This window comes from Chloracidobacterium sp. (assembly GCA_016720705.1).
In the GTDB taxonomy this organism is placed as follows: Bacteria; Acidobacteriota; Blastocatellia; order Pyrinomonadales; family Pyrinomonadaceae; genus OLB17.
Genome location: JADKKB010000007.1, coordinates 286,084 through 300,419, shown reverse-complemented (window position 1 = coordinate 300,419; position 14,336 = coordinate 286,084). Strand labels below are relative to the sequence as shown.

Here is a 14,336-nt window from a genome sequence, read left to right as displayed (position 1 = left end):
TGTTTCCTATAAAACCGGCTGAAATGAACTTGCACCGTAACCGGCCATATCCTCATATGTTTTCCAACGGAGGTCGACTATCTCCTGAGCGAGTTGCATAAGCCGCTCAGCCTCTTCGGGTTGAGTCTGCGTCAAGACCTTGTAACGAAGCTCATTATAGGCGTATTGCCGCAACGAGATCGTCGGCTTGGGCGAATCGAGCACGAACGGATTCTTGCCGTTCTTGCGGAGCTCCGGATTGTACCGAATAAGCGGGAAGTAGCCGCTTGCAACCGCCAATGCTTGTTGGTTCAGCCCTTTCTCCATATCGATACCGTGAGCGATGCAATGGCTGTACGCGAGAATTAGCGAAGGCCCGTCGTATGCTTCAGCTTCGCGAAGTGCGATGAGCGTTTGCTGCGGATTGGCTCCCATCGCGATCTGGGCGACGTAAACATTGCCGTACGAGATCGCTTGCAACGCGAGATCCTTTTTGCCCACTCGCTTGCCGGCCGACGCGAATTTTGCCGATGCCGCAGTCGGTGTTGCCTTGGACATCTGGCCGCCGGTGTTTGAATAGACCTCGGTGTCGAGAACCAGGACATTGACGTTGCGCCCCGTCGCCAGGGCGTGATCAAGTCCGCCGGCACCGATATCGTATGCCCAACCGTCGCCACCTATCAACCAGATGCTGCGGTGGACAAGTTGGTCGGCCATCGACAATAAATGGTTAGCCTGGTGAACATCAAGCGACGACAGCTTTTCCTTTAATACCGCGACACGCATTCGCTGAGCGTTGATCTCACTCTCGAGATGTTGCGGCGCGTGAATAAGGTCATCGACGAGTTGGTCACCAAGGTGCGGTTTCAGTTCCTCAAGCAATTGATGGGCGGTACTAAGTTGCTTGTCCGCTGTCATACGCATCCCGAGGCCGAATTCGGCGTTGTCTTCGAAAAGGGAATTTGACCACGCCGGCCCGAGACCCTGTGCATTCTTGGTCCAGGGCGTCGTGGGTAGATTGCCGCCGTAGATCGAGGAACAACCCGTGGCATTTGCAACGAGCAGACGGTCGCCGAACAATTGTGTCAAAACCTTGATATATGGGGTTTCGCCGCATCCGGCACACGCTCCTGAGAACTCGAAATACGGTTCAAGAAACTGAACACCGTGAACGGTCGAAAAATTGACATCGGTCTTCTCGTTTGCCGGCAGATCCTCATAAAATGCGATCTTGGCACGCTCCGGAGCGAGTTCCTTTGGCTTTTCTTCAATATTGATGGCACGTTTTCCGGTCGTACGGTCCTCGACCGGACAAACTTCGTAGCAAAGGCTACACCCGGTGCAATCCTCGAGATACACCTGCAAAGTGAACTTTGTTTCCGGAAAGCCCCGGGCGTTGATGGGTGCAGATTGAAATCCTTCTGGTGCCGCCGCCAGATTGTCGCGATGATAAAACTTAGAACGGATCACACTGTGCGGGCAGACAAAACTGCAGTTTCCGCATTGAATGCACGAGTCGGGTTCCCAGATCGCGATGCGGTTAGAGACGTTGCGTTTCTCCCATTTGGAAGTGCCGCTCGGGTAAGTGCCGTCGATCGGCAGCATACTGACGGGGATGTCGTCGCCGCGACCGTCGATCATCATTTGGGTGACCGTTTTGACAAAGTCAGGTGCCGCACTGGGCATACCCGCAAAAGTCGGGAGTTCGGCGGTGGTTAACTCGGGCACCGTCACCTCAAAGAGATTCTCGAGAGTCTGATCTACTGCTTCAAAGTTTTTATCTATGACCGACTGGCCTTTCTTGTAGTAGGTCTTTTCGATCGCCTTTTTGATCTGAGCGATCGCGTCATCCGGCGGCAAAACGCCCGAGAGAGCAAAAAAGCACGTCTGCATAATGGTATTTATGCGGCCGGCCATCCCGGTCTTCTGGGCAACCTCCGTCGCGTCGATCACATAGAATTTTATGTGCTTGTCGATCAATGCTTGTTGCACCGAAAGCGGCAGGTGATCCCAGACTTCATCCCGTCCGTAGGTGCTGTTGAGTAGAAATGTTGCACCGTCGCGGGCGAAGGAGAGCATTTCCTCTTTTTCGACAAAGTTGAACTGGTGGCACGCAATAAAGTCCGCCGAACTGATCAGATACGGAGCCTTGATCGGCTTCTTGCCGAATCTTAGATGTGAAACAGTCTTTGCACCTGATTTCTTGGAGTCATAGACAAAATATCCCTGTGCCGACAGGTCGGTATTTTCGCCAATGATCTTGATGCTGTTTTTATTTGCACCGACCGTGCCGTCGGCACCGAGCCCAAAGAATAACGCCTGTGTCCAATCAGACTCGTCTAGCTTGAAGCTGTAATCGACGGGGATGCTTGTGTGACTAACGTCGTCGGTGATGCCGACGGTAAAATGATTTTTCGGAGTCTCAGAGTTCAAATTGTCGAATACAGCCTTTACCATCGCCGGCGTGAATTCCTTAGATGAGAGCCCGTATCGGCCGCCGATAATGACCGGCATCTCGGGACGAACGCCTGCGGAAACGGCCTCCATCAGCGTTATCATCACGTCTTGATAAAGCGGTTCGCCAGACGCACCGGATTCTTTGGTGCGATCGAGGACAGCGATGCTCTTAACTGCTCCCGGAAGCGCCGCCAGAAAGTCCTCGGCCGGAAACGGCCTGTACAGCGTGATCTGCAAAACGCCTACTTTCGAGCCTTGGGCAGACATAGACGCCGCGGTTTCTGCGGCGGTCTCAACGCCTGAACCCATAACGACAATTATGCTCTCTGCGTCCTGTGAGCCGAAATACGTGACGGGCGAGTATCTCCGGCCCGTAAGTCCGGCAAATTTTTCCATTTCCTCCCTAACAATCCCGGGTACAGCAGTATAAAACTCATTAACTGTTTCGCGGGCCTGAAAATAAACATCCGGATTCTGAGCAGTACCGCGGATGAACGGCCTGGAAGGATCGAGACCACGTTGGCGGTGTTCGATAACAAGTTCGTCGTCGATCATTTGGCGGATCTGTTCATCATTGAGGAACCGTATCTTATTGACCTCGTGAGAGGTCCGAAATCCGTCGAAAAAGTGAATGAAAGGAATCCTGGACCGCAGCGTTGCAGCCTGAGCGATCAGGGCCATATCGTGGGCCTCCTGAACGCTGGCTGACGCGAGCATTGCAAACCCGGTCGTCCTCGCGGCCATAACATCCTGATGGTCGCCGAATATCGATAATGCCTGTGCGGCAAGCGAACGGGCAGCGACGTGAAATACCGCTGCAGTCAATTCGCCGGCGATCTTGTACATATTCGGTAGCATCAGCATCAAGCCCTGAGACGCTGTGAATGTCGTCGTCAGCGAGCCCGTCTGAAGTGCACCGTGGACAGTGCCCGCGGCGCCGCCCTCGCTCTGCATTTCGATCACTTCCGGGACGTTTCCCCAGATATTCTTTACGTCCTTGGCCGACCATTCGTCGGCAAACTCTGCCATCGCAGATGACGGTGTTATCGGGTAAATTGCGCATACTTCATTGACGCGATACGCGACGTAAACCGCCGCTTCGTTGCCGTCAAGAGTGACGATTTGTTGATCTTGCAGGTTCATTTGTTTGACGCCTCCGGTTCAGCGGTCATCTCGATAGCGTGACACGGGCATTGTTCGAAACAGACGCCGCAGCCCGTGCAAAGATTGTAATTGAATTTGTATCGCTTGCCGGGCCCGAGCTTTATTATGGCGTGTTCCGGGCAAGCCCCGAAACATCCGTCGCACTCGAAACAATTTCCGCACGACAGACAGCGTTCGGCCTCAAAACGGGCTTCTTCAGGAGTCAATCCGGCAACGATCTCATCGAAACCAGCGACTGCTTCCTCAGGCTCAATATGCAACTGCTGCTTGGTTTCGGCGATTGTTCGATACCATACGTGAAGTTGTTCGATGGTGACCAGCGGATTACTGGCCGGTTTTTGATAGACCGTTCCGGCGAGCCAAGAATTGATATTTCGGGCGGCTTTTTTACCGTGCCCCGTCGCGATAGTTACGGTTCGCTCACTCGGAACCATATCGCCGCCGGCGAATATGCCCGGATGTCCCGTCATCATATATCTGTCGACAACGACCGTCCCATCGTCCTTAAATTCAATGCCGGGAACCTCACGCAAAAAGTCCGTATCGGTGTCCTGGCCTAGAGCGAGGATTACGGAATCGGCTTCCAACGTCTCGAATTTGCCGGTCGGGAACGGTTTGCCATCGCGTATCTCCATCTCTTCAACGGTGATGGACGTCGATTCGAGATTCTTTATCGTTCGTAGCCAATGGATCTTGATGCCCTCGCTGAGGGCCTCGTCTGCCTCAAAGTCGTGTGCGGGCATATGTTCGCGGTCGCGGCGGTAAATGATCAACGCTTCTTCGGCTCCTAGCCGCTTGGCGGTGCGTGCGGCATCCATCGCTGTGTTCCCGCCGCCATATATCGCGACCCTTCTGCCGATATGCGGGGCATTACCCAATTCGACGTCCTTCAGGAAGCTCACTGCGTCGAGGATCTTTCCGGCATCTCGAGCCGGGATCGCGGTCTTTTTGCCGATATGGGCACCGATCGCGATAAATGACGCGTCAAATTTGCCCTCTGACATTTCAGCTGAGATATCGGTAACCTTTCGGTTGAGCGTTATCTTAACGCCTAGATTTTCTATCCGCCGTATCTCAGCCTGGAGTATGTTTCGCGGCAGACGGTAAGCAGGGATGCCAAAATTCATCATCCCGCCAGCCATCGGTCCGGCCTCATAGACGCTGACATCGTGGCCCAGTCGGGCCAGATGATATGCAGCCGACAATCCGCTCGGGCCGGCGCCGATAACCAGAACCCGTTTTCCGCTAATTGATGCGGGCTTGTAGAACTCCCAGGAGTTTTCGATCGCCATATCGCCCAGAAATCGTTCGATCGAGTGAATGCTCACCGGGCTGTCAAGTGATGTCCGATTACACGAAGTTTCGCACGGGTGATAGCATACGCGGCCGTGGACCGCCGGCAGCGGATTTTCATCCGTCAACTTTTCCCAAGCTTCCTGATATTTGCCCGCTTGAGCTAGGTCGAGCCAGGCCTGTATGTCTTCGCCCGCCGGACACGCACTGTTACACGGTGGAAGAAAATCCACGTATTCCGGCCGCTGCGTCCTGATCGGCCCAGTCCCGGTGCTATGTCCCGCCAAATCCGTTTTCGTCGTCAGATCTGTCTTTAATATAGTCATCTTATCCAAAATGATAGCCGTTCTCAGCCGTTATCAATGTGATTCAGGTCACGTTCAGATATAGAAAATTAATTAAAACAGCATCTCACCGATCTTTTATCCCGCTCCCGCGCAAAAAAAGAGGCCCGACAACCCCGTCGAACCTCTAAATAAACTGGAGCCGGTGATAAGACTCGAACTTACGACCTGATGATTACAAATCAACTGCTCTACCAACTGAGCTACACCGGCATTTGCGGATGACCGCAAGCGAAAAGGATAGCAAAAAGTCGTAAAACTGTCCAAACGAAACTGAATGAAAATATGTTGAACAATGAAAAAAGATGTTGACCGCGGAGTCGTTAAACTGATATGATTTAAAGAGTTTGCCGGTCAATATTTCGACCTCGCCCGCACTCTTTGGTCATATTAAGCTAAATCGACTCACCTGTTACCTGAGTAGTCAAAAGGAGAAAATCGTGAATTTCCAAACATTTTGCAAGAGAAGTCTTTTTTCTGCGTGTATCATCGGCGCGACGTCGGCGATCATCGTATTTGGTCAATCGCCGAGAGCGACACCAACGGTCGTAATGCGTGACGCGGCTAAACCAAAAGCTGTTGCGGGTAATACAAATCTGTATTGTGCCGGTTACATACAACAGAGTGCGATGGCAACGGGCAACCGGATCATCGGCGGCAGTACCGAAGCGGAAACGTATAATTATGATGAAAAGGACTATATATACGTCAATATGGGAACCGATAAGGGCGTAAATGTCGGCGATATGTTCTCGGTGGTTCGCCCACGAGGTGAGGTAAACAGTCGTTGGTCAAGCAAGGCCGAACTCGGTTATTACGTCCAGGAACTCGGTGTGGTGGAAGTGGTCCGCGTTAAAAGCAATTACTCGGTCGCCCGTATCAAAGTATCTTGCGACAGTATTCATCTAGGCGATATCGTTCAACTAACGGCGAATCGAGTCAGTCCCATCGCCGATATGAGCCGTGAATTCGATCTATTCGCTGACGCGTCCGGAAAGGCTCGCGGGCGGATCCTGATGTCGCGTGACGGTGTCGAAATGCTCGGACGTGACTTTATCGCATACGTTGATCTAGGAATGGATGACAACACGCAGGTCGGCGACCGTTTGACGGTCTATCGTCCGCTCGGAAATGGAAATATTACACAAATCCCGCAAAAAGAGGCAGTAAGTGCTCGTGACGAGAGCTTTCAGAGCGATGTGTATCGAGGCGGCAAATTCTCAAATCAGGCCCAAAGGCGTGATGGCGACAAGGCCAATGGGCGCGTCGTCACTACGGCAAAAGCGAAGTTGGGGCGACCTGACATACGCAAAGTCGTGGGCGAAGCGGTTGTGTTGAACGTTAAAGAGCGAACCGCGACGATCGTAATTACGCGAACCGCACAAGAGATCCACACGGGCGATTGGGTCGAGATACAATAAAGGCTTTTTGAGTTTGAGGCCAATGACGGCGGGTCGTACTTAAAATGCGGCCCGCTTTTTTATCTTTCGGATTGAGCCTGCATAGCGAGCTTTTTGCGTTCGACAAAAAAGTATGAAAAATAGTCCCACATCGACCAGATCGATGTGATGACGGCGACCCACAATGCACCGCGACCGACAAGATATCCAAATACCTTCCAGTCGTTTGCCGAGATCGATAAGGTGGTCAGATTGCTGAATGCTACCCGTACCTCCTCGACCTGCCAAAACATCGCGGGATAGTCGAGTCCAAAATTCGACACCGGAGGTGTTCCGTTGGCCGCTGCGATCAGGAGTGCGACGACCGCGACACACTGTGCCCACATTTTGATCTTGCCCAGATTTTGAGCCTGTATCACGACGCCTTCGCTGGCCGCGACCGACCGAAGGCCGGTAATGATAAATTCGCGTCCGAGGATCAATACGACCGCCCACGACGGTGCCAAGTGCTTTTCGACCAAAACGATCAGTGCGGCAGAAATCAGCAGTTTGTCGGCGATCGGGTCCAGAAACTTGCCAAGGGTCGAGACCTGATTTCTGCGTCGAGCCAGATGTCCGTCAAGGATGTCCGACAACGATGCGATCAAAAAGACCACGACGGCAAGTGCGTAGCCGCTAATGCCAAACCAATGCTCGGCAACCGGCGTCAACAAAACGACAACCAGTAGCGGTACAATGACTATTCGGCCCAACGAAATGTAATTTGGCAGATTCACAACAGTTACCAAGAGTGTAAGCCGACTGGTGGGAAACTTCAAGAATTCGAGACCAAAGACCGAGAAAGGGCGGCCGATGGCCGCCCTTTCTATATCGAGTTTCGCAAATTACTACGGAAGAAAATTAAGCTGCGAAAACGTCCCGGGGAAGTTGATCAGATTTGGAAATACCGCGGCTTGGTCACCCGGAGAAAGGCCAAACCAACGAGCAAACGTCGAGGCGTATTGATCGACCGACGTTGTCGGGATCCAACGCCCTCGCGGTGCCGATCCGCTATCGGTATCGTCGCTGCCACCCTGAACGTGTGTCGGAAAATATGATCCTGTGCCATCCGGTCTCAGACTGCCGTAAAAATCACCACCTTGCACCGAACCGCCCATTACGAACATATGGTTGCCCCAAGCGTGGTCAGAGCCAACCGTCGCTCCGGAACCCGCCGGATTAAGCGTCCGCCCGAAATCTGACAATGTGAATGTCGTGACGTCATTACTTACACCTTGCACGGCCATTTCATCATAGAAGGCACGCATAGCTTGGCTGTACTGGGTAAATAGATTGACCTGACCCGTCAACTGACTGGTATGGGTGTCAAATCCACCGATCTGGACGTAAAAGACCTGACGATTTACATTGAGATCCATACGCTTTTTGATCAAGCGTGCGACCTGCTTGAACTGACGGCCGATACTCGTCGTCGGAAACGTGACCGTCACTTCTTGCGAAGTTTGAAGTGCAGAATTTGCCTGCATTGCAAGGTCGGTGACGTGGCTGGCTGCAGCAATATAATTTGACGACAGATCCTGTTGTCTAAGCGCGTTGAACGCGTTTAATCTAGCAAGGGTCGAACCAGTCGGATTTGTTCCAAATCCTGCGGGATTCAACACATTGGCCAATGAGGTATTCGAATCGGAGATAGCAAGCGGAAGTGTCGTCTGACCCGCGGTAAACAACTGCGAACCGGCGATCGACGTGATCATCGGTATCAATCCTGTCGGATTATTTGCACTGTTCATTCGATCCGCGATCTTTCCGCCCCAACCCGTAAATGCCTGTGTATTGGAAATGCTCGTTTGAGCCTGGTTGACCTGATCCGAATGCGAAAAGAGCTGATACGGCTTTTGGAATGCCGAACTCTGATACTGAGCCTTGGTCAACGGCCGGACCAAATTGCCGACGTTCGGAACGATCGCCAGTTTACCCAAACCGTAAAGTTCGTGAATGCCGTTATTAACGATCGTCGTCCCGTTAATGGTTTGAGGCCCGAGCGACGGATGTAGGCCGTAGGTCAAATTACTGATCCGAGGAACCGTGATCGGTAGCAGTTGAGCCTGCGGTATGGCGAGGCCCTGGGTGTTGCGCGCCGCTGAATACGCAGCATAATTGCTGACGGTGGCATCACTGTGATTGGGTATGACTAGATTATTACCGTCATTACCTCCGGACCAGAACAATAGCACAAGTGCCTTGTACGAATCTCCGCCGACAGATTCGCTGTCGATCGCGCGTTGAGCCATAGCGCTCATCGCTCCGAGGTGATTCATCTGGGTCGCAAGTGCGACCATCCCAAGGGCACAACCGCCTGATTTTTTCAAAAAGTCACGTCTTGTTTCTTTCATTGATGTCACCTCTGTACTTGATATTGTGACGATGTCGCCACAAGGTAAATTGCCTGTCGAACACGCCCGAGATTGTCGGTGGTCGAGATGCTCGTAATTGCCGGCAGGATAGTCGTTTTCATCTGAGCCGACATCGTTCCGTGCAGCAATCGCTGATTGAGTTCGTTAACCAGAAGGTTTCCGGTCGAGTCCGAAGCGGACAGAGGGATCAGGTCACCAAAATCCAAAGTTGTGCCATTTGGCGAATTCGGAATACTCACCGTAACCGGTGCACTAGTTGGGCTAGGGATCTGAAGTGTCGAAAACACAAAACGGTTGACAAAGTTTGCTCGGGTGATCGATGTACCGGTTGTCAAGATCGCAAACTCGGGGCCGAGGAGCGTTGTCCCGGGCACCTTGTAATCAGGCGGATAATAATTGAACACCGTGGGTGAGAGGAATGGCGTTTGTGCCATTCCGGTAAATTCTCCACGACCGACAAGATATCCATCGGATCGAGCCAAGCCGTCCGCTGATCGAACATTGAAGGCACGAAGTATGTTGGTTGCAAATAACACCGGTTCCCGGAGCTTGCCGAAATTCGGATCCGTTTTGACATCTCCACGGGCTTCGGGGTCGAGCAAGATGGCCTTTATGACGGCTTTCATATCCCCCCGGACCCCTGAGCCATTATTGTTGAAAACGGAAGCAACGCGGCCGACGTATGCGGGCGTTGGATCGCTTGTGACAAGGTGTTGGATCAGTATTTTGCCGATGTACGGTCCGACATTCGGATGGTTAAATATATTATCGAGAGCCTGATTCATCGAATTATTGGCGTAGATCTCGATGTTTGGAAGCGTTGTGCAGTTCGTACACGCCGCGACATTTGTCGTCGTCGAACCCGGGTAGCTGAGCAAAGTTTTTGCGGTCAGGTCGTGCCTATTATTTCCGACGGTGGTAACACCATTGTTAAGCAGGAGCGGATCTATATAGTTGACCGTTCCAACCGCAAGATTTGGGCACATAGCAGGCGTCTGGCAGAATCCCCATCCGGTCAGCACCTTGGTCATATTGTTTACGCCGGTCTGATCATAGGTCGGTATAGGTTGGTTGTTGCCATCGAGCATCAATGTGCCGTCCGGGTTGAGCATAAATAGCCCGACCGTAAACAACTGCATTATTTCGCGAGCATAGTTTTCGTTCGGATTTGTACGGGTGCTGATCGCCATATCGAGATAGCCGCCCATCGCAGGATTGAGCGTCATTTCTTTCATAAGGTTGCGAAAATTGCCGAACGCATTCTTCGAAAGCACCTTATGGTACTCGACCATATGGCGACCCTGTTGGACATCGACGCCGGAAGTGACCCAGATCTGATTCAGTGCCCAGACGACTCGATGGCGAAGTTGGAAATCGCTATAAAAAGCCTCTCGGAAAAACCACGTCTGCGGTTGGTACATCGTGTACGTGTCGCGAACGCAAGTAACCGGAACATCGTCGACACCGCCATCACAGAGCAGATCGGTGCCTTGATTGGCCGGCTTTAGCGGCTGATTCGGATACGGGTTCTCGTCAGACGGATAGCCTGCAGAGAATTGTTCGGCAAGCCAGGTCCGGATGCCGATCCTTCGGATCCGTGCATCGAGTGAGGTGGTCGGGCCAAACGTCGCTTGTTCGAGAAAGCGCATACGGTCGCCTGACCAACGATAACCGACAAAATCAGGAGCATTCGGGGCCTGGACAGTGCTCTTGCTGCTACGCGAGCCATTGTAATCCACGGGTGTCGGAACCGATCCGGGATCGTCGGCAACATTCCCGCCGACTTCACCAATTCCCAAACGCACTCGATTGCTGCCAAGTCCCCGCCAAGTCAACTGGATCAAGATATCACCATCCTGTTGTGGTGCGGACCAATATCCGATCTCGTCATTGAGGTCTGCGGTTATTGCGAAAATGCCGGATGTGCCTTTCGTGATCTGCTCGATCGCGACAACCGGAAATCGATATTGGCGTCCGTTCTTGTCGGTGCCGTAGACGCGAAATGCATTTGCCCCCTCGCCCGGCATAAGGCTTATGTTGGTCGCATAGATCACGACCCGTGACCCAAGAGCGAAAGCCTTCGAGTCCGTCTTTGCTACATCTGCGGACGAGGTTAAAACCACATCTGTAGCAATGGCTCTGGTTGACGCGGATTCCGATATAAGCACCGGCGTCGGCGAATTGGGGTCGGGGTCTTCTTGTGCGAATGCGAAGGCGGCGAATGCGGACAACACAAGGGTTATCGCCGTCATACGCTTCGCTGAACTCGTGATCCAGCTATACATAACCGTTTCCTCCTAAGAACTGAAAAAGAACTGTCTTCATTGACGGTCGGGCGCGGCGGGGATGGCGCCGTTTAAAAATGTTTTACCTAATGAGATTACACTATCGACGGCAACAATTCAATCGTTTTTTTTGTTGCTATCGCAGGTCGATAATGACGTTAGATGGAGTTCAGATCAATTTGGTCGAATAAAAGCGACAACGATGTCGGAAATTAAAAGGCATTCGGCTGCGTAATAGGAATATCGGTCGAAACCCCGAGCCGCGTGACCCACCAATTCGCGTCCGAACTCCTCAAAATGAACCACGTCGCATCGATCGGACGAAAGATCGCGATATCGGTTCTACCATCGCCGTCGTAGTCGCCCGGGACAGGTTTATCGCCGTCGACGCCAAAGACCGTCTCAGAAATTTGCCCGGTAGAACTGTATCTGATCCGCCAAATAAGTCGGCCGCCAATAAATCGACCGCCGGCGACATCGGTCGTTCCATCGCCGTCATAGTCGCCCGGGATCGGAAAATCGACATCCAAATATGTGACGATATCGGGTTCTGTGTATCCACCCGTCATTGGCGAAGTCCAAATCTCAAATCGTGAACTGCGTTGTTGATTCGAAGTTTGGATATGTACGGCGATATCGCTGAAACCGTCGTTGTTGTAATCGCCGAAAGCAGGTGTCCGTCGAGTCGACTCCTCGTCACAACGATCCATCACATCCTTTTGCAAGAGATTCTCACCGTCTTTGACCACAATTCCGTAAATATCACAAGGCTCATTAGGGTCGGACCTATCTGTCCGAGACGAATAAACGGTGAGATCTGCCTCCGGGCCGCCGACAAAATTCCGGCTATTTATGTTTCCATAGCCCTTGTGATAGGTGACCGAAAAGCCTCCAGTCGAAAAGTTGATCCAATAGTCACTGGCTTCCCAAGGGAATTTTAAGGTTGATTCCCAACTCCGAAAAATTGCAAGATCGGTTTTACCATCGTTATCGTAGTCCGCGGGAGCCGGTCGGTCCCCGCCGGAACCCCAGGGCTGGGCGATAATTTGTTCGGTAAGGCTACTATAATAGTAAAAATAAGACGCTCCGCGTTCCGTGAGAGTCCAGTCGCCCTCTCGGTAGACTGCAATATCTGTTTTGCCGTCGCCGTCAAAATCGTATAAAACACTCCGGTCGGTCGCGGTGCAGACGACTGAGGAAATAAGTACCAATCCTAAGGATAAGGACAAAAGTATTGATCCAGTGAACGACAATTGATATGAAGTTCGTAAATTTGAGTTCCAATCCCACATTGAAGTATTGCTGAGAAGCTATATTATGTTCAGAATTCACTCAATATTGGCGTTTTTTCTATCGTTTACCAAATGACCAAGTTCACAATTGACGTACCTACCGATTTTTCGTTTTATTTTACCGTGCGTAGTCACGGTTGGTACGATTTAGCGCCGTTTCAGTTTGACGGGACTCGATTGAATTTTGTTGCAGATCGAGGGCCGCACGGCTGTCCGGTAAATGTGGGAATCTACGAACATCCCGATGGACTTGAGATCGAAGTGTCGTCGAAGGATATCGACACAGAAAGCGTAGGTAGAGATGTCCGACATATTCTGCGGATCGATGAGGACTTTGCCGATTTCTATTCTCGGTTGGACAAGAGCAAGGAAATTATCTGGGTCCAAAAGCATCGAGCCGGCCGGTTGCTTAGATCGACGACCGTTTGGCAAGACCTTGTGAAAACTATCTGTACAACCAACTGTTCATGGTCATTAACGCGAATAATGGTCGAACGATTGGTTGAGAAACTCGGTGTTAAAACAAATGATGGTACGCACTCGTTTCCCACGCCGGCGGCAATGGCCGGGGTACCGGAGTCGTTTTATCGAGATGAGGTCAAAGCCGGCTACAGATCTCCATACCTCAGAGAACTTGCACTGTCAGTCGCTATGGGCGAGTTGGACCCTGAGGCTTGGTTGACATCCGACCTCCCGACGATTGACCTAAAGAAGTTGATGAAACGGGTCAAAGGCGTCGGCGACTATGCCGCTGAAAATCTCTTAAAGCTCGTTGGGCGATACGATGGACTGGCACTCGATTCGTGGTTGCGGTCTCATTACTATGCAAAACATAACGCCGGTAAGAGGTGTGAGGACATCAAGATAGAGCGTCACTATCAAAAATATGCCGAATGGCAAGGCCTTGCGATCTGGTGCGATATGACTGAGGACTGGTTTGAAGAGAATCAGGCAAATCCTATTTGACGCATCTCGTAAGTCGTTTTTGCTTAATAGTTTGCATTAAGAATCAAAATAAAAAATAAGTGATAATTCTTCGACTTTTCACATTGGTCACTCGTCATATTTACGAGGCGAGGTGTTCGCTCGGAATGATAAATGTGAAATAAAAAGGAGAAATTATGAATAAGAATAGACTATTACGTTTGATGATCGCGTTTTCGGCATTTGTGATCTTACTCGGCATCGCTGACTCCAGTAGTGCTCAACCCAGACGAGAAGCACGCGGACGAGCAATGACCAAGCGACAGGTCAAGACGGTGATCGACCGTGTCGAAGACCGTGTCGACAATTTTGTAAAGAACTTTGATAAGTCGCTCGACCGGAGCAGACTCGACGGATCGTCACGTGAAGATCAACTGATGAAACGGGCACGCGATCTCGAGGCAGCAACCGACGAACTTTCCAGAGAGTTTGGGCGGCGTGACAAGTGGGGCGAAAATAAGGACGAAGTCAGGAAATGCCTGAAGATCGCGAGCGACATCGACCTTAGCGTCAAGCGTAATAAGTTCGGATCGGTGACCGAAGGAAATTGGAGTCGGGTGAGGTATGAACTTAACACACTCGCGGACATCTACAATCTGCCGAAGGTAAGTGCGATGATCTACGGTTAGAACATTGATCCAAGCCGTTACGTTTCGAATGGCAGGCATCAGGTGCCTGTCATTTTTCTATAATCGCAATCTCATTTTGTAGTATCATAAGCAAA

At 51.5% G+C, this 14,336-nt stretch carries 9 protein-coding genes and 1 tRNA gene; 3 read left to right on the top strand and 7 right to left on the bottom strand.

Going from position 1 to position 14,336, the window contains the following annotated elements:
• Positions 1 to 6: 6 nt before the first annotated feature.
• From nifJ to IPQ00_08555, 3 genes are all read right to left on the bottom strand, one after another.
• On the bottom strand, positions 7 to 3,579 hold the full coding sequence (gene nifJ / locus IPQ00_08565) for a pyruvate:ferredoxin (flavodoxin) oxidoreductase (GenBank protein ID MBL0240610.1): 3,573 nt from the start codon (positions 3,577 to 3,579) through the stop codon (positions 7 to 9).
• Entirely contained in the window at positions 3,576 to 5,219 is a 1,644-nt protein-coding gene (locus IPQ00_08560) for an NAD(P)-binding protein (GenBank protein ID MBL0240609.1), read from the bottom strand. The genes nifJ and IPQ00_08560 overlap by 4 nt, the downstream gene beginning before the upstream one ends.
• A 155-nt stretch (positions 5,220 to 5,374) precedes the next feature.
• Positions 5,375 to 5,450 (bottom strand) — tRNA-Thr (locus IPQ00_08555).
• 227 nt (positions 5,451 to 5,677) lie between these two features.
• On the opposite strand from IPQ00_08555, the gene IPQ00_08550 reads away from it, so the two are divergent.
• Positions 5,678 to 6,658: a hypothetical protein gene (locus tag IPQ00_08550; GenBank protein MBL0240608.1), complete on the top strand. Its 981-nt coding sequence runs from the start codon at positions 5,678 to 5,680 to the stop codon at positions 6,656 to 6,658.
• A 59-nt stretch (positions 6,659 to 6,717) separates the two neighbouring features.
• Here IPQ00_08550 and pgsA read toward each other — a convergent pair whose 3' ends face one another.
• From pgsA to IPQ00_08530, 4 genes are all read right to left on the bottom strand, one after another.
• Positions 6,718 to 7,413 carry a CDP-diacylglycerol--glycerol-3-phosphate 3-phosphatidyltransferase gene (pgsA, locus tag IPQ00_08545; GenBank protein ID MBL0240607.1) on the bottom strand — a complete coding sequence of 232 codons (696 nt, stop codon included), beginning with the start codon at positions 7,411 to 7,413 and terminating at the stop codon, positions 6,718 to 6,720.
• A gap of 111 nt (positions 7,414 to 7,524) precedes the next feature.
• Positions 7,525 to 9,030, bottom strand: a complete 1,506-nt coding sequence (locus IPQ00_08540; protein MBL0240606.1) for a DUF1501 domain-containing protein — start codon at positions 9,028 to 9,030, stop codon at positions 7,525 to 7,527.
• Positions 9,031 to 9,035: 5 nt separating this feature from the next.
• The gene (locus IPQ00_08535) at positions 9,036 to 11,336 is read right to left on the bottom strand and encodes a DUF1800 domain-containing protein (GenBank protein MBL0240605.1); all 2,301 of its coding nucleotides are present in this window, start codon (positions 11,334 to 11,336) and stop codon (positions 9,036 to 9,038) included.
• 212 nt (positions 11,337 to 11,548) lie between these two features.
• The gene (locus IPQ00_08530; protein ID MBL0240604.1) at positions 11,549 to 12,565 is read right to left on the bottom strand and encodes a VCBS repeat-containing protein; all 1,017 of its coding nucleotides are present in this window, start codon (positions 12,563 to 12,565) and stop codon (positions 11,549 to 11,551) included.
• A gap of 135 nt (positions 12,566 to 12,700) precedes the next feature.
• Here IPQ00_08530 and IPQ00_08525 point away from each other — a divergent pair, with 135 nt between their 5' ends.
• Both IPQ00_08525 and IPQ00_08520 read left to right on the top strand, forming a co-directional pair.
• Entirely contained in the window at positions 12,701 to 13,594 is an 894-nt protein-coding gene (locus IPQ00_08525) for a Fe-S cluster assembly protein HesB (GenBank protein MBL0240603.1), read from the top strand.
• 155 nt (positions 13,595 to 13,749) lie between these two features.
• Positions 13,750 to 14,241 carry a hypothetical protein gene (locus IPQ00_08520; protein ID MBL0240602.1) on the top strand — a complete coding sequence of 164 codons (492 nt, stop codon included), beginning with the start codon at positions 13,750 to 13,752 and terminating at the stop codon, positions 14,239 to 14,241.
• Positions 14,242 to 14,336 lie beyond the last annotated feature (95 nt).